The 21,448-nt window shown below is 44.0% G+C and carries 14 protein-coding genes; all 14 read right to left on the minus strand.

Going from position 1 to position 21,448, the window contains the following annotated elements; translation table 11 throughout:
- Positions 1-3: 3 nt before the first annotated feature.
- Positions 4-2,208 carry a peptidase domain-containing ABC transporter gene (locus DWY57_RS18705; protein WP_119962250.1) on the minus strand — a complete coding sequence of 735 codons (2,205 nt, stop codon included), beginning with the start codon at positions 2,206-2,208 and terminating at the stop codon, positions 4-6.
- Positions 2,209-3,444, minus strand: a complete 1,236-nt coding sequence (locus tag DWY57_RS18710) for a TIGR04150 pseudo-rSAM protein (protein ID WP_005823840.1) — start codon at positions 3,442-3,444, stop codon at positions 2,209-2,211.
- 20 nt (positions 3,445-3,464) lie between these two features.
- A complete protein-coding gene (locus tag DWY57_RS18715; RefSeq protein WP_051009014.1) occupies positions 3,465-4,916 on the minus strand; it encodes a radical SAM peptide maturase in 1,452 nt (483 codons plus the stop codon).
- Positions 4,917-4,919: 3 nt separating this feature from the next.
- Positions 4,920-6,236 (minus strand): 6-bladed beta-propeller, encoded by a 1,317-nt coding sequence (locus DWY57_RS18720; protein ID WP_009037127.1) that lies wholly within the window; start codon positions 6,234-6,236, stop codon positions 4,920-4,922.
- Between the two features lie 190 nt (positions 6,237-6,426).
- Positions 6,427-6,642, minus strand: a complete 216-nt coding sequence (locus DWY57_RS18725) for a TIGR04149 family rSAM-modified RiPP (protein WP_306795041.1) — start codon at positions 6,640-6,642, stop codon at positions 6,427-6,429.
- 50 nt (positions 6,643-6,692) lie between these two features.
- Entirely contained in the window at positions 6,693-7,706 is a 1,014-nt protein-coding gene (locus DWY57_RS18730) for a hypothetical protein (protein ID WP_117991024.1), read from the minus strand.
- A gap of 1 nt (position 7,707) precedes the next feature.
- Positions 7,708-8,787, minus strand: coding sequence for a glycosyltransferase family A protein (locus DWY57_RS18735; RefSeq protein WP_005835286.1), 1,080 nt, complete (start codon positions 8,785-8,787; stop codon positions 7,708-7,710).
- Positions 8,788-8,805: 18 nt separating this feature from the next.
- The gene (locus DWY57_RS18740) at positions 8,806-9,207 is read right to left on the minus strand and encodes a DUF3244 domain-containing protein (RefSeq protein ID WP_151877010.1); all 402 of its coding nucleotides are present in this window, start codon (positions 9,205-9,207) and stop codon (positions 8,806-8,808) included.
- Positions 9,208-9,361: 154 nt separating this feature from the next.
- Positions 9,362-11,056 carry a hypothetical protein gene (locus DWY57_RS18745; protein WP_035450039.1) on the minus strand — a complete coding sequence of 565 codons (1,695 nt, stop codon included), beginning with the start codon at positions 11,054-11,056 and terminating at the stop codon, positions 9,362-9,364.
- A gap of 790 nt (positions 11,057-11,846) precedes the next feature.
- Positions 11,847-12,497, minus strand: coding sequence for a hypothetical protein (locus DWY57_RS18760; RefSeq protein WP_005823861.1), 651 nt, complete (start codon positions 12,495-12,497; stop codon positions 11,847-11,849).
- Between the two features lie 48 nt (positions 12,498-12,545).
- Positions 12,546-15,752: an efflux RND transporter permease subunit gene (locus DWY57_RS18765; RefSeq protein ID WP_119962252.1), complete on the minus strand. Its 3,207-nt coding sequence runs from the start codon at positions 15,750-15,752 to the stop codon at positions 12,546-12,548.
- Positions 15,752-17,224 (minus strand): TolC family protein, encoded by a 1,473-nt coding sequence (locus tag DWY57_RS18770; RefSeq protein WP_119962253.1) that lies wholly within the window; start codon positions 17,222-17,224, stop codon positions 15,752-15,754. Before DWY57_RS18770 ends, DWY57_RS18765 begins: the two co-directional genes overlap by 1 nt.
- Positions 17,221-20,292: an efflux RND transporter permease subunit gene (locus tag DWY57_RS18775; RefSeq protein WP_119962254.1), complete on the minus strand. Its 3,072-nt coding sequence runs from the start codon at positions 20,290-20,292 to the stop codon at positions 17,221-17,223. The genes DWY57_RS18770 and DWY57_RS18775 overlap by 4 nt, the downstream gene beginning before the upstream one ends.
- Before the next feature lie 36 nt (positions 20,293-20,328).
- Positions 20,329-21,402, minus strand: a complete 1,074-nt coding sequence (locus DWY57_RS18780; protein WP_034529001.1) for an efflux RND transporter periplasmic adaptor subunit — start codon at positions 21,400-21,402, stop codon at positions 20,329-20,331.
- Positions 21,403-21,448: the final 46 nt, after the last annotated feature.

Raw genomic sequence — 21,448 nt, forward strand, 5'->3', positions numbered from 1 at the left:
TCATTAGCTACCCAATTCCAGCTGATTCTTAACCAGCCGATAATACATTCCTTTCCGCTCCGTCAGTTCCCGATGGGTACCTTCTTCCGCAATGCATCCCCTATCCAGCACCACAATCTTGTCGGCATCCTTCACCGTACTGAGCCTATGCGCCACTACCACTACGGTTTTCCCTTTATAGAATTCATGCAGATGTTCCATAATCTCCTTTTCATTATTCGCATCCAAGGCATTGGTGGCTTCGTCGAAGAAAAGAAATTCCGGATTTTTATACACGGCACGCGCTATCAGCAAACGTTGTTTCTGCCCCTGACTGATACCGTTTCCCTCCATACCGATTTTGGTGTTATACCCCAATGGAAGCGAGTCTATGAAATCACGGATATTGGCCACCGCCACGGCATGGCGCAGCCGCTCCACATCAATCTGCTCCTCTCCCACAGCAATATTCTGCGCAATGGTTTCCGAAAAGATAAAGCCGTCCTGCATCACGGCTCCCGTCTTGGCACGCCACAAGTGGGGATTTATGTTCTCTAACGAAGCATCACCCACCTTCACAGCCCCCTTATTGGGCGAATAGAAACCAAGCATCAGTTTCACCAGAGTAGTCTTTCCACTCCCGCTCGCACCTACAATAGCTGTCACTTTATGTTCAGGAATCACTAAAGAGACATTATCCAACACATAATCCCTATCCGCTCCATCGTAATTGAAGCACACATTTTCCATTCTCAGCTCCCGTCTCTTAGGCAAAACAGACAATTTGGAAGCAATATCCTGCTCCTCATCCGGCTTCCCATGTACCTCATTCAGCCGTTCCAGACTTATCTTGGCGTCCTGAAACTGCTGCGCAAATCCTATAAAAGAAGAGACCGGCGCACTGAGCTGACCGATGATATAAGTCAGAGACATCATCATACCCAGTGTCATCTCCCCTTCCACCACCGCCTTTGCCGCAATAAACGAGATTATAATATTCGTGGTCTGATTGAAAAACACAGAACCTACTTGCTGTACCTGCCCTAGCGTCAACCCTTTTACGCTGATTTTAAACAGTTTCACCTGAATACGCTCCCACTGCCAGCGCTTCTGTGTCTCGCAGTTATTCAACTTTATTTCCTGCATAGCGGTCACCATCTGCACAAGGTTACTCTGCTCTCCGGCTGCTTGTGCAAACCGACGGATATCCAATTCACGGCGATATTTCATAAAAGCAAGTATCCAGGCAATATACAAGCTGTTACCTAAAAGAAAGATTCCCAATACCACCAAATTGTAGTAAGCAAGTACAATAGCAAAGATGAAAAAACTGACAAAGGAAAAGAGCGTACTAATAGAAGAACCTGTCAGAAAATTCTTTATACGGTCATGGTCACCAATGCGCTGTATAATGTCTCCCACCATCTTCGTATCAAAAAAATGAAGCGGCAACTTCATCAACTTTGCCAAAAAGTCCGAAATAAGGGAGATGGATATACGCGTATTCACATGCAACAATATCCAGCTACGGATAAACTCTACCGATAGTTGTGATACCGAGATTATAATCTGCGCAACCAGCACTAAGGTAATAAAGCTCAAATTTCCGTCACTGATACCCACATCCACCAAGGCTTGCGTAAGAAAAGGTAGGATAAGCTGAAGTAAGCTCACCACCAACATGCCCAATATCAGCTGAAACAACTCTTTCCTATAGGGAGTCAGATAACGGAAGAAAAAACGCAACCCTCTTTCTTTCAGTTCCGGTTCTCCCTCACCATTATAAAAGTCAGGAGTGGGTTCCAGTGCAAGCGCAGTCCCCTTCTCTTCTCCGTCCGATTTGGTAGCTAACCAGCATCGCTTCAATTCCAGTTCATTATACGTAACCAACTGAGTTGCAGGGTCTGCTATCCTAAACGTGTATTGCCCTTTCTTTTTCTTAACATCATAGCAAACCACAAAATGACTCTGATTCCAATGCAAAATGCAGGGCAGAGGAACATCTTCCGCCAATTGTTCAAAAGAGACACGAACTCCGGACGTTCTGAAACCAATAGACTCAGCGGCATCGCTGATGCCTAACATGGAAACACCATTGCGAGAAATAAAAGAACGGGCACGCAAAGTCTGCAAAGAATAGCTCTTACCATAAAACTTAGCTATCATACGTAGGCAAGTAGGACCACAATCCATGGCATCAAGCTGACGATAATATGGGAATACGTCCACTTATTCAATTGGTATATTACATAAATTGTTTTTTCCTATCACCAGCTCATAATTAGAGATAGAGGGACATAAATCCCTATTAACACATTGGTTACAAGGTTTTTCATTGCCTCTAATTCTAAGCCAAGCATTTCCTTCTGTTATTTCTTTATAGAGAAGTTCCTTTAAAGATGAATCTTGTATATTTCCTAATACACTGCAATTCACATTGGCATAGACTTCTCCCGAAGGATAAATTGTTAACTTACCGAAAAAATTATCATTCAAAGTCCGATGCCTAAATATCGTTTTTCTATCAATAGGGGCAGCCAATATATCTTGCATATCCAAGTAGACATACTCTCTAAAGAAATCTTTATTTTCCGCTGTATAAAAAGGTTTTATTTGAACTACCGTTTCTGCAGGTATCTCCATTTTTTCTATACGTTCCATATCAGATTCATTGGATACTATCAAATTCCACTTCACTCTATCGTACGGGAACTTCTGCATATCTTCAGTCAGCTGATTACCAAAACCTTCAGCATGGACTAAAACTTCTAAAACACATTTGGTCTGTTGCACCAATTCTTCATATTCACTACACAAGAATGTATTATCCAAATACAAATGCACATCTACCTTTGATTTTTCCATGTCAGGAAGCAATTGCCTAACATAGCTATTTTTATTCGGATTTCCTCCTGCAAATATATTAATCCGTTTAATGCCATTCATCAAGAATTGGCGTATTAATCGACGATAATCGTCTGTTTTCAGTCCATCACCGGAGTGAACAGTACAGTGATTTATTTGATGGAAGTAAGAAGTACAAGCCGGACACTCCAACTCACACGTTGCCGGTAAATACAGATTTACTTCATTAAGGTTTTCCATAACACGATTTCCCAAAGAGGCTTTTTTTTCCTCATCTTTGACACGTATATCTGAATTCAAGAACAAAGTTGGCTGAAAGATATAAGGCTTAGGAAATTTCCCGTCATATTCTATACAATCACCCGAAAACAATTCTCTTACAGCCTCAACAAAATGTCTTACAACTTCGTTTTCCATCATTTCCTTATCCAACAAAACACTATACCCATTCGTCGGATTTTGCCACTGTTCAATAATCAACTGTACAATCGGATAATCAGGACAAATCAAATAAGTTGCATTCAGAGTATTATAAACTACTGTTTTGTCATTACTACGCAACAAAAACGCATAAGGCTCCAAATAAAATAAATAATTCATTGCATTTACTCCTTTTTCAATTAATCGACTACAATAGAAGATAACAACTCCTCATAATGATTCGGATAATTCTCAGCATACGTTAAAAAAATCCCAAACTCCTCTTTCAACTTAGCATCCGTTTGTATGCCGGGACATATCAATTGCCCATTCTTTTCCTTCAACAAAAACAAGCACTGACCGCAGCTCCTTTTTAAATAACAGTGTCGACAGCTTTTTACTACCTTTTCGTACATCGAACTATAATATTTAGCTACAGCTGCACAGTCCAAATTCAGTTTTCCATCCTTCAGATATCCAATAGCATGTTCTTGTCCAATCTTTTCGCATGGAAGAATTTTTCCACGAACTGTCAAAAATAATTTGCGTTCAAAAGGGCGACAAGTGCCTGTGGGAATGTATCGGTCTTCCCACCCCGTATCAAACAAATCCAAATAAGTAGCATAACGATTACCACCATATCGCATCAACATCGAATGATAGCTCACGGAACGGCTGCCATCCTTAATGAAAGTATACTTCAAATCCTCGTGTTGCACTGCTTCATCAAAGCTCCTCACTCTATCATTAAACATTTTAGAAAACTCTTCAACACGTTCCGGAATAAGCCCAGTAGTATTTAGCTGCGCCATACGAGGATTCTTCCCAAACAGTTCTTTGATGGAATAATAACATTCTGCAACAGAATTCAAGTTATGCAATACAGAGTTGAAATTTACTTTCTTTTCAAAATAATCCGGATAGGTTTCTTGCAGTTTCTTTACGTTTCTGACTACACGTGAGAAAGACGAATTTCCATGCTTATCTACCCGATAAGCAGATTGCACCTCATTCCCGTCCAAACTAATCAGAATACTAAAATTCTTTTCCACCAAATAGTCCATATACCGGTCCAGTAGCATAGCATTCGTGGTTGTATTGTAATTAAAAATCAAAGAAGGCAAATTCAAACTCTCAATATAGGCAATTGTTTCCTTCACCAGTTTCATATTCAGCAGAGGTTCTCCGCCATAAAATCCAATTGTAATCTCATTTTTATGAGAAACATTATAATCAGAACACCATAGTTTAGTCAAATAATCTACCAATAGTTTTACGTTTTCAAAAGACTGGTCACCTGTTTCTCGCCGGTCATAATTAGAATAAAATTCACCATAACCACAATACTTACATTCCAAATTACACCTATCAGTTACTTCAATCAATAATTGCCGCAACCCTGCAAGGTTTCGTTTTACCAATTCTTCACTATAATCTGTTTGAAATGTTACCTCTCTCTTTTCAAAAAAACAATGTTCTTTCAGAAATTTCAGTTTACGTTCGTAATAATTTGTTCTATCAACAAGTGATGCATCCATATGTTCCATTACAGTTGCCATTTCTTCCGGCACATAAAGAAAATAGCACAAAGCATCCGAATATACATATTGATGCTGATTCCCAGTAGTTATCAAAAAAGACTTATCCATCATTTACTATTTTAATGTAGCAATTACCAATATCGGATTACTCTCTTCCTCTACATTCTCCAAAGTATGGATGAATTTTGCTTTTAGAGATTCATCCTTTACGTCAGAAGTTCTCATCTCGTCTATATCTATCCAGTTGTCTTCACTGTTCGGAATAAGTACATCTATCCAATACTTTCCTTGTGAACGATAATCTACATGGAACGACCCTCCACACAAATCATTATCCAAGATAAAGTACTTAGCACCTTCCAGCCTACGAAGGGTGTGATTACCCAGCATTCGTTCCGTAATCTCGGATTTTCGCTCTTTTACTTTCACTTTTCCAGTCTGTTTGCCATAACAATAAGTATAAATGGTTTCCCCCTTACTGCACAGCAGATAGATATTATCCTTACTCGGATAATAAGAATATATGGAAAAATAATCGAAAGCGCTTCTTTCCCTAAACCAAACATGAGTCGCCCCATAATCACCTTTTTCTTCATGGGTTGAAATGATATATTGAGGTACCAACTCATTCGCAGGGCTGTCATAACGATAAATCGTATCGGTATCCGGATATTTCAAGGTCAACTGATTGCCATAGGTATCTATACTGGTAAAAGGTTCTAACCAATAGTTAACAAACTGCTGGAAATTAATTCCGTTCTTCATAATTTCCTCTTCACGCCCGATATGTGCCGGATTTTTGAATATCTTTTTTTTCTGGTAAGTACTATCAACCCATGCAAAAGACCATACCGAATCTTTTGGTGTCGGTTTATTGATAAATGCCAGATTTTGAGCTATAAAGAACTTGTTATCATACAATGCAAATTGGAAATACATTGTCATAAATACATCATCCGGAGATGTTTTTGCAGCTGTCCGCTTATAATTGCCTTCATAATCATAGACTTTAACTCCAACTATTGTCGTCTGGATATATACTTCTTTGGTGTTCTCGTCCACGAAGAAATCAGCCATTCTGATATATTCTTCCGGTCCTTGTCCAACTTTGCCTACCTTATTCAAGAACTTTCCGGAACGTGAAAATCGGAGGACATGATTGTCTTTATAATGTTTCACCCAGATGTCAGAATCAGTCACCTTCATTTTAGTAATTTCTCCTATTAGAGATTCGTCCGTCACCTCCAACGAAACAATCTCCACTTTCGCAGCAGCTTCGCTCAATGGTAGTAAAGCAACCTTAGACACATTGTCTGATGATAGATTAATAACTGGAGTACCCTCTTCATCTTGCAAAGTATTCTCCTTTTTATTGCCACTACATCCTAATAAGAATGAAGCAATAGCTATCAGTAAAAAACAATTTTTCATAAATACAATCATCAATATACCTCATTCTGAAAGTAGTAGAAAACACACATATCATGCACTTCCACTACTTCCAAAATAACGGTACAAATTACTTACTTCACAATTCAAACAGTTGCAAAATACAATTTTTATTCTCCTATAAACAAGGAAAGAATAAAAAACATCAAACTTGTATTATTTACTACTATTCCTACATGCTATGTGATCCATGAGTACCGCCAGTCCACGATGGAGAGTACAGACTACCTGCAACATTTGCATTAAAGTTGTCAACCGGTCCAGACGGTCCAGCGCAAGCACACAAACAACAGTTTTCTCCTCCCAAAAGGCGATTCAACTCCTTTTCACTGAGTTCAGCTTTATTAAGCTGATCCAATTTAATCTTACCTAACTTTTTCATTGTCATCAAAATTTTAATTAAACATTCAATTTATGTATAGCATAAAACTATCTCTATTATTTATCCACAAATATTATTTCACGATATTTCCAACGCAAAGTATTCTTTGGGAAATTACAATGTAACAAAAACTCCATTTCAGGTAAAGCATATAACTTAGCTAATACATTTTTTACCGACTCACATATACAAACTTTCTCCACACACAGTAACCATTCACCTAAATCTCGCCAAACATCAACTGGAAATAAAAACAATGGTTCAACATACCTCACTCTATACTCAAACTGACAGAAAAGCCGTTCAACACCTAATACTATTTGCTCCAACATCCAAGAAGTCCGAGAGCGAAACAAAGAATTCTCGTCATAGAAACGAAATAGAAAATAATCTCCTACCCACAATAAGAACTGAAATGTACCCATATAAGGCACTTTCATCTCTTGCCACAAAGCTATCAAGAATTCATCCACATCTGTAAGTTGTTCATCCACATCCATCTCTATCAAAGACTTTTGAGCTAAACATTCTATCAAACATCCCCATTTGGCAAGCCTAATCCCATTTTGATCTGTAAACACTTTTTGTTGTATTTGCTCCAGCAAATTAAAGTTCTCTCCCTCCATTTGCTTTTTGCCTCCCACATAAGTATCACTCAAAAATCCGGAAAGGCAAAGTGTAAATTGTTTATCCAGCAATAAATCTAAATCCGGATATTGTATCTTATACTGATTCCAGACCAAAGAATTGTTAGGATAAAAGCACCACAAATCTTCTCCGAAAGGGAACTGTTTAGGATGGACTGACGGATTTTGATTCAAGAAAAGTAAAAAATGAGTATCGACCCTTTCCTGTATTTCAACCATATTCTCAATATCAAACGAAAAAGTGACTTTGATATGTTCTCCTTGTTGTTCAGAGAAATAAGCCACAAAATAATGAAACAAACTTTGGAACTCACGATAGAATGAGACAACCTCAGTCAAGAGGCTTCCCCACGCTTTTCGAGAATAAAAAACAGAAAAACAACACCACGCTTTTCCTCCCATCAACGTATAATTCTGTTTCATATTATGCCAAGAGTATTTTATTAGTATAATCAAAATTCCGATATACAATCCCTTGTCCGAACCCATTCGGATTTACCGTTTTACAATCATTATCCATTTTTTTCATCTTCAGATAGTTTATAGCCTCTGTTACACCCATGACAATTACCACTATCAGATTCGCATCTTTAACTTTATAATATTGATGATTAAAATCATACAAACAATTAGATTTGTTTCTAAGTATCATTTCCTCATCTTTAAAATTCAGTCGAATTCCGTTCTCCATCTCATCCCATATTCCTTCTTTCCATTCTCCTTTTATCACAAGTCGATATTTATCCCCTATACATTGTTTTAGCATGTCTGATTCATCCGGATGATTATAATTCATTGCAATATTGTTCTGTATCACTCCTATGCCAAAACGTTGTCCTTTATACAACATCAATACTCTCGTAGAGTAGGGATTTATATAATCCAGATAGACACTCTGCAACTTCTTCAACAAAAACTCTTGTGCTATCCGCTCTTCATCTGCATGCATCAAAACATTATAAAATTCCTTCTGATTAAAAATTTCCTGCACAAGCCCTCTACACAACAAACGATTGAAAAATTCAACATCTTCCAAACCATATCCTACAAACACTTCATTGTATCCTCTCGCCTCAACGAACTCCTTTCTTTCCAAGCAGACCCTTCCGAAAACATCACGATAACAAAGATTACTCGTATAAAATAGACGCTCTTTATTGTTAAATTCTTTTAACATAAACTCTGCAAACCCTCTACCTAAGTAATTATCTGCATCCAAATTGCATACTACTTCTCCTTCTGCCAATCTGAAAACCATATTCCTGCTATGGCTGCGTCGATAATAAGCTGGTTCAGTAGTCCTATAATAGACAAGAATACCCATCTCAATATATTTCATCATAGATTGAGCAATCCATTCTTCTAATCCATCTTGCGAATTATAATCCAGCACAACAAACTCGACCTCATCTACTAAGAAATTATCAAGAATATTCTTCTCCAAAGTTTCTTGTAAATGTTTAAGCCGATTCATACAAGTGATGCAAAATGAGATTTGTTTCATAGTGCTATATAGCCATTATTAATGAATAGTAAATCTACCGAATGCATAAGCTCCATCCAAACCTTTTATCTCAAGTAAAAAATCACCAACTAAGCCTTTCTGTAATTGTACTTTTCTCAATATTGGAGAGTCAATATTCTCAGTAGAAGAGTAAACAACATCCCCATTCTGAGAAATTACAATTTCAATCTCACCTATAGATTGATAGAACTCCAAGTCAATGGAGTGGTCATCATTCAAAAATGCTAAAAAAGGAGTCACTGGAGGAATAGAACGGTGACCATTCCCCGGACCATCCGGTAAATCAAAATCCTCATCCATGATGATTTCTACTCTTGAAGGAAAAGTTACTGACTTTCCATTCACTACATTTACCACAAAGAAGCAGTATAAACTTAACAAAATAAAAAATGATTTCATAGTATCTTTAGTTTTGAATGTAACAAAGATAGCCATTTAATCACTTCTTAGGGAAAGTACAAGTGGACAACACAAAAGAGAATAACAAACTATATATCAAGAAAATACTAAAAAAAAAGCTACTAAGTTAGTGGACGAAAAGCAAGAAGTTCTTCTAATAAAGAGTTATAAATTCTTCCAATTTATCAGTAGTATCCAAATTTAAGCTCTCCCTCAATCTCCGTTTTTTCGTAAAAATAGAATTCATCTCGCAGTCAAAAGTAAACATCAACTCAGTGGTAGTGAAACCAACTTTAAGCAAAGCTATCAATATCAGGTTACCACTCGTTAATTTAAAATCTTTCTTTAACCGAGAAATCAAATTACCATATATCAAATCCATGTATTCAAGGAGCTGTTCTTTCTCTTGTTTGGTCATATTCTTCACAATCAGCTTTTCCTTCTTCAATTGATCCAAGAGATAAACACCATTTACACATACATTTTCACGTATTTTTTTATTCTCACTCTCCAACAGCAAAATCTTTTGATTCAATTTACCAACCTTCTCTCTATTTGTTTCCGCTGTTTCACCTGTTTTTTGTTTCAACACATCAAGTTCATAAACATATCGTTTAATCATGCACTCATTCTCCTTTATTACTTGCATATTTTTCCGGAACATCTCTTTGTATCTTTTTCTTAAAAGAAAATACAAAACAAGACATAATAGGATAATAAATAAAACGATTACCATCCCAAAATAAAACTGTATTTTCTTTTCGTGTTCAACTTGTTGCTTTTCTAAAAGAAGCTTTCCTTTTTCATATTTACGTTGCAAAGTCAAAATTTGAGATGCTTGTTTAGCATCCAGGTCAACGGACAACAACGAATCAGACTTCTCTTTGAAATAGAGAGCCATTGCATACTTTTTCTGCCTCTTTTCCAACAGATACAAATAGTGGTATGCCCCTGCCAGAGTACGAGGCCTTTCTGATTTCAAAGCTAAAGTAAAATATCTTTTTGCCTCATCCAACTTATTTTGATTTAAATAAATGTTCCCCAATGACATTGAACAGTGATGCATAGAATGCCTATCTTGTTCAGTCTCTACCGCAGTTTTCAACAAGATTATTGCATTTTCCAAATCTCCCTCATTTCTTTTTGCAATTCCTTTTACTTGTAACAAAGAAGGAGTTACTCGTTCAAAATCGATACATCCTTTCTTTTCTTCACACAAGGACAAAGCCCTATTGATGTAGTTATAAACACTGTCATATTGTTGTTCTACATAATAAATACGAGCAATATCCCGATAAGCATATATAACCCCTAAAGTATCGGCTGCCTTTTGAAAACAATATACCGAACTTTGATAATTATCAAGAGCATCTTTGTGTAGCTTTCTATCTGCATTCAAAATACCGATATACTCATATGCCAAGCCTTGTAGCTTATACTCTTCCGTTTTCTCCAATTTAGCCAAAGCATTCAAATAGGCTTGCATAGCCAGCGTATCATTCCCCTGCAAATCCATCACTTTGCCATAATAAAACAATGCCTTCCCCGCTTTCACGTTATCACCCCCATTCTTATAATAATCTACCGCCAACTTTATCAACGAATCCGACTGCATGCTATCCAGATAGTTCTTATCACGGGCTTGTGTCAACAGCAGCACATAGTCTGCCCGCTGCTTTCCACGAAGCTTCTCCGGATGAGGAATTTGCTCCAACAGCAGTAATGCACTGTCAGGATATACATCCATATACCTCTCTACCTTATCAAAAACATTGGATACGTTCTTCTCTACGCAAGAACCTAACAGTACACAAACGGACAAAAGCCCAAGATATAACAGTTTTTTCATATGAACATGTTCTTTACCAGATTATCATTGCGTATACACAGAATCCTTTTGGAGATAAATATTCACACCAGCCAACGGCAATCCTTTTTCCCCATCAGTCACAATGCCATTTGTCTGCGCATTAGAAACAACTGCACAGCAGAATGTTATGAACAGTACTATACATCGCTTCATAATCCATGTATATATAATTAAACTTTGGATGAGAATAAGCTTTTTTACGGCCTCTCCCTTCAAAGATACAAAAAACCGCTTCAACAATGTACAAAAACAAGATAAATGTGACAAACAAAACAAATAGCTCAGAGCTTGTTTTCCCTTACATAGGCTTCCTTTCCATTTTCTGTACGGAGTTATCAGCGCCTATCGGCCGTGATGCGCTCTGCCAACGGCCGTCAACCACTCGACTAACGACCGTCAACAAGGTGCTTCATAACCGTTGAACACCTATTATACTCATAGTTTCCCCATACTGTGCACCTATCTTATTCCTATTATGAGCCCAGCTGCAGTCTATCGGTAAACGGTCTTTTACGAAGTTAATACCGTGTTTACACGAAACGCATATCGTGTAAACAAGATATTTGCAAAATGCTGTACATTCTATTAATACACTAACAAACAAGATATTAACTTACTTTTCGGCGTATTTCCGCTGTGGAAGCAAAAGTTGCTTCCACCTTTTTGAGTTGCTTCCACAACACTTGTAATGCCGATGAATAAAGGGATGCAGGAAGTAGGTGGAAGTGTGGAAGCAGAAATGATAAAACTAAGCAGAGATAATTTTCCCTTAAAAGCAATAAAACTCCAGAATCTGCTGGAGCAAAGCATCCTGCTTTCCCGGACCTTTTTCCAACTCCACACTTTTCAGGTTATAGAGTTGTGCCAGCAAAGCTGACGACTGCTTCTCGCAAAGACGGGAATCATGTACCTGCTCCATCCAGCAGACGGTCTCTCCCCAAACATCTACCGAAAGATGTGACAAGACTTCTGTCGGGGCTCCCCCCTTCTCCACCTTACGGAAGATTTCGACCAAAGCACACAACAAGCTGGACATTATCTGTTTACAACGGGAATGGGAACGGGATTCCCGGTTTCTGAAACGTAGCAGGAAATAGTACCCCAGCCATAAATAAACGGTGGTGACTTCTGCATGGATTTTCTCTATCCTCTTCCAATGCGCAACCAAGGCAGCATCAATTTCTTCCAGAATCGCATCCGTATCATCTTCTATGTAGTATTTCTGCGCAAGACACTCTATCACGCACCCCCATTTCGCCATATCCACACACTCTTGCGTACGCCCCATCCATACATGGGCTTCCTCCAATATCCGGAATGCCTTTTCTCCACATTCTGGAGCATCATAAAACCGATACTGACGAAACAACAGAAGAGACTGACATAATAACTCATCCAAAGAGTACTCCGCACTTTCCATATTTAAAATTCAAGTATCCATTCAGGTAACAAAATCGAGCAAAAGTAATCATTTCCTAAGAAAATCACGCCGTTTCAGCACAAAAACCGGCAGGAAAAAGAAGATACCGATGACGGACATCACCAGTCCGCCAATGGTACCCGCCGCCAATGGAAACCAGAAAGCCTCCTTGTCCTCACCTATCATGAAAGGGATAAATCCCAGAATGGTAGAAACTACCGTGAGGAAAATAGGAACGACCTTCGCATTCCACGCCTTGACGTAGGCACGAAGAGCGGAAAGACGGGGGAAACGACGTCGGATGCTGTTGTACTCGTTCAGGATATAGATGCTGGCATTCACCGTGATGCCGCACAGCAGGACGAACGAGGCAAAACCGCCCTGGTCGAAGTTCAGCCGGAACCAATAGAAAGTAAGAAATACCCCGATATAAGAAACCGGAATCACAAAGATGATGGCAAGCGGCTGCTTCAGGGAGTTGAACAGAACGCTGGTCGTAAAGAAGATGATGGCTATCACCACCAGCAGAAGCAGGTATTGGCGGTTGTCCTTCTCGCCCCATGACCAACTGTTGCTGTCCGACTCGGCTGTATAACCCATCGGCAACAGTTTGTTGAACTCCTCCAGGTCACGTTTCTGTATCCTGTTGCCCATCTCATTGGAGCCGATATATTCGTATTGCAGGCAGAGGCGGTACTGCTGGTTTTCTTTGGCAATCTCCTGCGGCATCTGTCCCTTTTCCACAGTAGCCAGTTCGGAAAGTTTGTAATGCTTGCCGTTTCCTACTCCATAGGGAAAGAACTGCATTGCCCAGATGTCATATTCGGCAGACTGGCGGGAAGAGAGCTTGATTTTCTCCATCCCCTGCTCGGCCGCTACCGAACCAATCTCCAGATTCTTGCCAAAGATGGGGCGCACCGCAGAGAAAAGCACTTGCGCGTCGATGCCCTCTTGCGCCATGCGCTCCTTGTTCAGGTTGAAGTAGAATTCCTGATAGTCATCCTTCCACCAGGAGAACTCCGAATTGATGAGCACTTCCTTGATACGCCGGTGCGTCAGCAGCTTGGCCTTCAGCTTCTCCGCCCACTCATAGAGTTCGTCGTAGTTGTAGCCGTACATCCTGATGCGGTAGGAGCCGGCACTCTCGCGGACGTCATTACTGAACCCCTGGTCCTGCAATCCGTAGATGCCCCAGCTGCCGCCTCCCAGTTCCAGTGCCTTGCTTATCATATTGGCTTTCAGTGTATAGGGAAAACCGCTGTTCCGGGCTTCCTTCTTGAAATAAATCTGCATACTGGCACGCCGGGGGCTGTAGATGGAAGTATGAAACTGCCTGATTTCCTTGAACCGGCTGAGGTAGGTCTCCATACGTTTCATCAAAGTGTTCATCTGCTCGAGGGTGCTGCCATTGGGAAGGTTGGCGTTGGCATAGAGCACCACCTCCTCATTACGGGTGAAGTAACTGCCTTCGTACACCTTCTGTATGAAAAGCCGCAAGCTGCCGCCCAGCGCCTTGTCCACAACGGGTTTCACCGACTCCTTATAGGTATCCGAACCGAATACCTTATTGTAAGCAGCTTCCCATTTTCCCCCTCCTTCCAGTTTGTCGGGCAACAGAAAAACGGGCAGACCGAAACCCAACAGTAACAGCAGGCATACAGCCCAGCGCCAACGGCACAGAAAACGGATGAGAGCAGAGTAGCAGCAGGAGAAATAAACGGGGAAACGTCTGAAAATCCGTCCCAACCTTGTTTTGAATGTTTGCGTCAGCCCCGGCAAGACAAGACGCCTTTTCTTCCCCGTAATCCGCCTCACCAGTCCTATCTTCTCAATCATCGACGGAACAAAGAACAATGCCACCATCAAGGAAACAGCCAGATTGATGATCACTACCGCTGCAAAGTCCTGCAGGTTGAGCCGTATCTTCTCGTCAAGGAAGAAAATGATAACAAGCGCACCCATCGTAGTGAGGGTTGCCGCCAACACCGACAGGAAGGCCTTGAGATTACGCCGATGCAGAATGTGGTCGGTCATGACAATGGTGCTGTCTATCACCAGATTCAGCGAGACAGTGATACCTGCCAGCGAATAAAGCTGCATCTCAAGTCCGAAGAGGTAGTAGAAGATAAGTGCCACCGCTATATTTACAGCCAGGCTGGTAACTATCAGAAAAAGATATTTCAACTTACGAGTAATGAGCCATACGAATACAAGCAGGATGAGTACCGTCAAACCGGTACGGAAGTAAATCTTGTCCAGTTCTTCCCGTATGTACTCGGTCGCATCATAGCTGGTATGCACTTCATATCCGACAGGAAGTACCTGCCGAACAGCTTCCATCTCGTCCATCACGGCACGGTTCAGTTGCAACTGGTTGGCAGTTTCTTCCGCAGTAATGGATAGATAGACGGAATTCAGCCCATTGATGCGGTAATAGCTTTGCGGCTCCTCCTCCATACGGACAGCCGACACCAGTTCGTCCAAGCGGAGCAGTTTCCCGTCGGTAGCCGTCACGGTGATGGCAGCAGGATTAAAACCAAGGGAGTTGCTCTCCGGCACCAGTGCCAGGCGTATCCATTCCCGGCTACCGTTACCTGTATCCACATTGTGCGTACCCAGAAATTCCTTCCGGTAATGCCGCTGTACTGCCTCGCTGATGTCCGATAGGGTCACACCCAGCAAGCGCAACTGTTCACTGTCATATTCCAGTCTCCACTCCATGGGCGTGGCACCGCTGAGTTCCACCTTATAGATACCCGGAATATTTGCCAGCCGCGGCTTGATATGCTCCTCGGCATACTGCTGAATCAATATCGGAGTGGAAGGGGCATTCAGTGTGAAGGACATGAAAGGGCGTGAGGCGTTCTCGTCGGGCACTTTCATGTGAATGGTGGGATAGCTGACACCTTCGGACAATTGGGGCCACGTCTGCCGGATGATGGTGGAAGCTTCGAAGCGGACTGCCTCGACATCGGCATGCTTGTCCAGCTCCACAGTAATGTTGCCGTAGCCGTTGCCCGAGGTGGAGTTCAGCCGCTTCACTCCGCGGATACGCGCCAGCATGGATTCCAGCTTGCTGGTCACTTCCATCTCCACCACCCGCGACGAAGTGCCAGGCATGCTGAAACCCACCGTGAAGCCGGGCAGGCTGCGTGACGGATTCAGCTTGACGGGGAGCAGCGGTATCAACGCCACCCCTACCAAAGCAAGGCAGACAAACGCCACTATGACGGTGAAGGAAGAAACTCGTTTCATCAGTTATTATAATCAAATTTTTCCGACAGCGAAAATCCGCTGGCAAAGTCGTGCAACGTCAGTTTCCGTATCTTGTAATAATTCAGCCAGTAGTCCTGCAAGGCGGAGATGTAATTGCGTTGCGCTTCCTGCTGGCGGTTCAGCGAGAGGGTCAGGCTGTTGATGTCTGCCTTGCCGATAATGAAGCGCTGGCGGGTTTCGTTATACGCCAGGATGGCAAGGTCGAGGGCCTCTTCGGCACTGGCGACGAGGGCTTGCTGGACGTTGAAGTCACTGACGGTCATGATAACCTCCTCCTCAATGCTGATTTCACTCTGCCGGGCAGAAGTCTTCACCACGTTCAGATTGTTCCTCGCCATGTTGTATTTGCCTTTCCTCACGCCCCAGTCCACCAGTGGAATGGAGACACTGAGCGACACCATCTCCTGCTGCATGGGATGCCTGTATGCTTCACCGAATTTCTCTGCCACCTGGTTGAAGCCGACGCTGGCGTTGATGCTGGCGTTGAAGCGCGATTCCTTCTTCGTCTTGTCTACTGTCTGCTCGGCTTCCAGCACTTCCTGACGAAGCCCCAGAAATTCCGGATTGTTGGCTTGAGCGGCCAGCAAAGCCTCATCAACCGGTATGGTCAGCGCCCTCGGACGTCCCGGAAGCGACACCCTGATATCCGTGTTCTTCTCCATATTCAGGAAAGATGCCAACGAAAACATGGCGCGCTTCAAGGCACTGGCGGCATTCTGCAAAGTATTGCGGGCATTCACCACGTCGAGTTTCAGCGTCAGCAGGTCGGCACGGCTGATGGCGGCTATTTTCAAGCGCTGCATGCCGATGCGGTAGAGGGTATCGGTGGAGACGGCATTGTCCTTGGCCAAGTCATATTCCGCCTGTGCCATGGCAAGCGCAAAGAAATAGGTAGTGGCCTGCTCGGATACTCGCTCTGCATTGTAAATATACTCCTTCTTCACCTTTTCGTACTTCAGCGGCTCAATCCTGCGTTCCCAACGGAAAGGATTGTAACCGACCAGACTCTGCGAGTAGCCCAAACGAACCGGAACACTGGTGAACTGGGTATACTTGTTTCCACCGAAGCTCCGCATATAGCCCAGCTCCGTATCCAGATAGAACGTACCGCCCGTCAAGTCGAAATTCTGTCTGACGGCAAGATTGCCGTATGCATAGAAGGATTGCTGGCTGCGATAGATGTCAAGGTCCTGTTCGGAGTCGTAACGCTTGGTGATATCACGGTTGTACTGTGCCGGAGTCATGTTCAGCGTCAGGCTGGGAAGGCGGTTTGCCTTATAGGTGCGGTATTCCCAATAACCGGCCAGATACATGTTCTTGGTGCGGAAGGCTTCCAGCGAACTGTCATTCGCCAGGGCAATGGTCTGCTGCAAATCGAGCGTTATCCGCTGTTGGGCAAAAGCGGAAAGGGCTCCCAGACTGAACAAAAGTATAAGACTTAATTTCTTCATGCTCTTTCTTTTCTATAAATAAACCAATATATCAACGGGATGATGAACAGACTGACCAGTGTCCCCACGAACATCGCCCCAATCATCGCTATGGAAAGCGGCTTCTGCAGCTCCGAGCCCATGTCGAACGAGAACAGCAGCGGAACCATGGCGAAAATGGTGGTGAGCGATGTCATGATGATGGGCCGGAGCCTTCTGCGCCCCGCCTCGTGGATGGCCTCGAGCAACGGCATACCAGCCCTCCGTAATTCATTAATGGCATCCAGCTTCAGGATGGAGTCGTTGATGATGATACCGCACGTCACTATCAGTCCGATGGCAGACATCAGGTTCAAGGTATGCCCGCATATCCACAACAGAAGCAGGGCAAACGCCACATCTATCGGAATTTCCAGCAGCACGATGAGCGGCTGCACGAAGCTTTCGAACTGGGCGGCAAGAATGAAATACATCAGCAGGACAGAGATGAAAAGAATCACCACCAACTCGTCCAGCATCTGGCGGTTGGAGAAGAAACTGCCGGAGAAGGCCGTATCCCAGTCACCCGTGGCATCTGCCTCCCGCTTCACCTTTTCCATCAACTCCGGAGCATCGTCCACTTCATAGAAACGGAACGGTATATATTCACCGTTGCGTCCTGCCGTAATCGTTTTCAAGTCCTCAGCCGGACGCACCTTTACCAGCTCCCGAAGCGGAATATACTCCACTTCGCCCTTACTGTCCGGACGGGTCTGTATCAATGTCTGCTGCAGCACCTCATTCACTGTCCGCTCCTCGCCCACAATGCCGATAGGCAGGTATTGCTGGTAGGAATGGAGCATAGCTACGCTGTTCTCCTTGAATGCCGTCCGCAGCGTACGGTAAAGCTCGTCATACGAAACGTCATAGAGCAACAGCTTTTCCTGCAGGATGCTTATGTCAAGCTGGTTCTCGAAAGCGATACCTACGGGCGCTGTCCCCGTAAGCTCCGCAAACTGTTGTTCCAGTCCGCGCAATTCTTCCGCCGCCGGCGCCTTCTCCTTATTGCGGGCATAAAGTCCCGCCACCACATCGGCCTCCCCGGTCACGAAAAGCTTCTCGAACACGGTTTCGGGTGGAGAAAAGGAGACTGTCGCCAACGGATATTCCCGTGTCAACCACTCGCCCGCCTGCTTCTGCAAGGGAGCAATCCCGTCAGGCGAGGAAGTCTTGAAATACAATTCTGCCTCCGAAGAAGAGAGAGCCTGCTCACGGTTCAGCAGATAGTCCTGCTGGCCTATGGCAGCCGTCTGTTCCACAGTCTTGTCCAACAACTGTCCGAACAGCACATTCACACGATGCCGGTTCTCGTCCACATGTATATTTTCGTTCCATTCCACGTGGACTATCAGTTCATTCTGGTCTATCTGCGGCATACGCTCCTTGGCTATGGAATAGAACAGAAAGACACAAAGAGGAATAGAAACCACACAGAATATGATACTTACCGTCTTGTGGGAAAATACCCAGTCGATGCCCGCATCATAAAAACGGTCCAGCGTATGTTCCTTCAACGGATTGTTGATGCGGATGCGGGAGAACCACGACCTGCCGCGCAACCCCGTCCGGTAGACCAGCATATAGAGGACCGGCAGCAGCATGATACCCGTGAAGTAGGAAACCAGCAGCCCCACCGTAACAGAGAATGCCTGGTCGTAGAACAACGCCCCTGCAATGCCGCTCATGAATATCAGCGGCACAAATACGGCAATAGTGGTCAGCGACGAACTCAGCATGGGCGTAATCACCTCACTCGTTCCCGTCACGCAAGCCCGCCGCAACGAATAGCCCCGTTCGCGATACTGCGAAATGTTCTCCGTCACAATGATGCTGCTGTCAATCATCATACCCAACGCCAGGATTAATCCCGACAAAGAAATGATATTGAGTGACATCTTGAACAAGTAGAAGAACAGGAAGCAGATGACAATAGATACCACCATACTCAACCCGATGATGAACGGCGACTTGACATCCCCCAAGAAGAGTACCGCCACAATGCAGATGAACAGGAAACCCAACGACAAATTTTGCTGAAGATTGGAGATGGTATAGTCCAGCAACTCCGTCTGGTTACGGCTGATGCTAAAATCAATGTCGGGATATACTTTCTTGAAGTAGTCCATCGTGCTGTTGATGGCAAGCTTCATGTCTTCCATATTCTCGTCCGCCTGCTTGATGACGGCAAGGGTAACGGCACGCTTGCCATTGCTCATGGAGACACCTTTCTCCTTGGCAGGAACAATCTCTACCCGGCAGAAGTCTCCCAAGCGGATGATACGTCCTTCCTTTCGCAGCAGGATGCCCTTCACGTCCTCCTCTGTCCGCAGCAGGGTGGAGAACTTAATGTTGTATTCGTAGTAGCCGTCGCGCACAGTCATGCTGCCCGGCTCCACGTTGTTTTGCGCCAGCACGTTTTCTATGTCTTCAATGGAGAGCCCCAACACAGCAAGCTTATCCGGGTCGGGCACAATCTGTAACTGGCGTTCGACCAAACCCGTGACATCCACCATTGCCACTTCCGCCAACTGCTCGATGCGACGCTTTATGACATTTTCGGCAAACTCGCACAAATCAAGAAACGCGCGTTCGTCCACCTTGCCGTATGCACTGTCGTTTTTTAGGGTCAGATTGAGGTAGAAGACAGGAATGTCCGTCGCACTTGCCTTTATCACCTTCGGGCGTTCGGCATCCTTGGGCAGATAGTTCATGGCGGCGTCAATCTTCTCGTTCACTTCTATGAAGGCAAGGTCGGTATTCGTACCGAAGTCGAAGCCCAGGCGGATGATGCCTGCACCATCGCGCGTCTCGCTGTCCATGTCCTTCAGTTTCGCCACCTGGATGAGCTGCTGCCGCAGAGGTTTCACCACCGTATTCTCTAATTCACGCGCCGAGGTATTCTGCGCCGACACCTGCACTGTAATTTCCGGGATGGCAATATCGGGCAGCAAGGATACCGGCAAGGTGAAGTAAGTCACCAGCCCGACAATGAAGCATGCTGTAAATGCCATCAGTACGGCAATAGGCCGCTGTATCAAAAACTTTATCAATTGAACTATGAATTTTGAATTACCACTTATCACTCATTATCTATCAACCACCTTCACCGATGCTTCATGTGCCAGATTCACATTTCCCGTCACAATGACCGTATCGCCTTCTTTCAGGGCATCGTCGGCCATACTATAGCTTTCCGCATTCTCCAGACCGGTCTGCACATAGTTCCACTGCGCCTTTCCGTCTTTCAGGGTAAACACCACCTGCTTGCCCGAACGCAACACCACGGCACTCTTCGGGATTACAAGCTGTCCGCCCAGAGAGCGGTGCACGTTCACCCTCACGTTCATCCCACTGAACAGCCGTCCCTTGCCATTGACGGCAGCCTTCACCTTAACCATCCCCTTGTCATCCACCAGAGGATTGATTTGGGTGATGCGCCCCTCCTGCCTAAAGCCGGCATCCGAATAAGGGGTAACAATCACCTTGTCGCCACTCTTTATCAACGGCAGTTCGCTTTCCAGCACCGTGAAGTCCACCTCCATACCTTGAGTGCCGATAATGGAGCAGAAGGCTTCCGAGGTACTTGCCTCGTTGAACGGTTTGGAGAACAGGTTCGCCACTACCCCGTCAAAAGGCGCAACCAGCGTGGCGTGTTCCTCTTCATACGCGGCAAGCTCATACTGGGCGAGGCTCTGGTCGTAACCGCTCCTCACGCGGGCCAGCTTCATGATGTCAGCAGGTACTTTGGAGGCATCCCCCACCGGATAGCCTTGCCCTATCAATACATCCTGCAACTCAAGTTCCGCTTTTTCCAAGGCATCCTTGGCCTGCGCGGTCTTGTTCTTCAGGCGGAACTTATCCAGTTCGGCAAGTTTCTGCCCTTTGCGCACCGGGTCACCGTTCTTCACGTAGATGTGTGCCACTACACCGGTAGTCTCAAAACGCAAATCCGCCATGGCACCGGCGGTTACTTTTCCGTTGCTCACCAGTTCATGCTCAAAGGTCGCCCGCTTCAGGACTTTCACGGTCACTTCATTGCTTTCACTTGGCAGGACGGTTGCCACCCCTTCCTCGGACTCTTTTCCCTTTCCGGCATCGGAGCAGGCGGCAAGCAGGGCAACGGCCATGCATAGCAGGTATCGATAGTTCTGTGTCTTCATATTCATACTCAATTATAAATTGATAAAATTAATCGTTTCAAAAAAA

The sequence above is a fragment of the Bacteroides sp. AF25-5LB genome (assembly GCF_003602965.1).
GTDB lineage: Bacteria > Bacteroidota > Bacteroidia > Bacteroidales > Bacteroidaceae > Bacteroides > Bacteroides uniformis.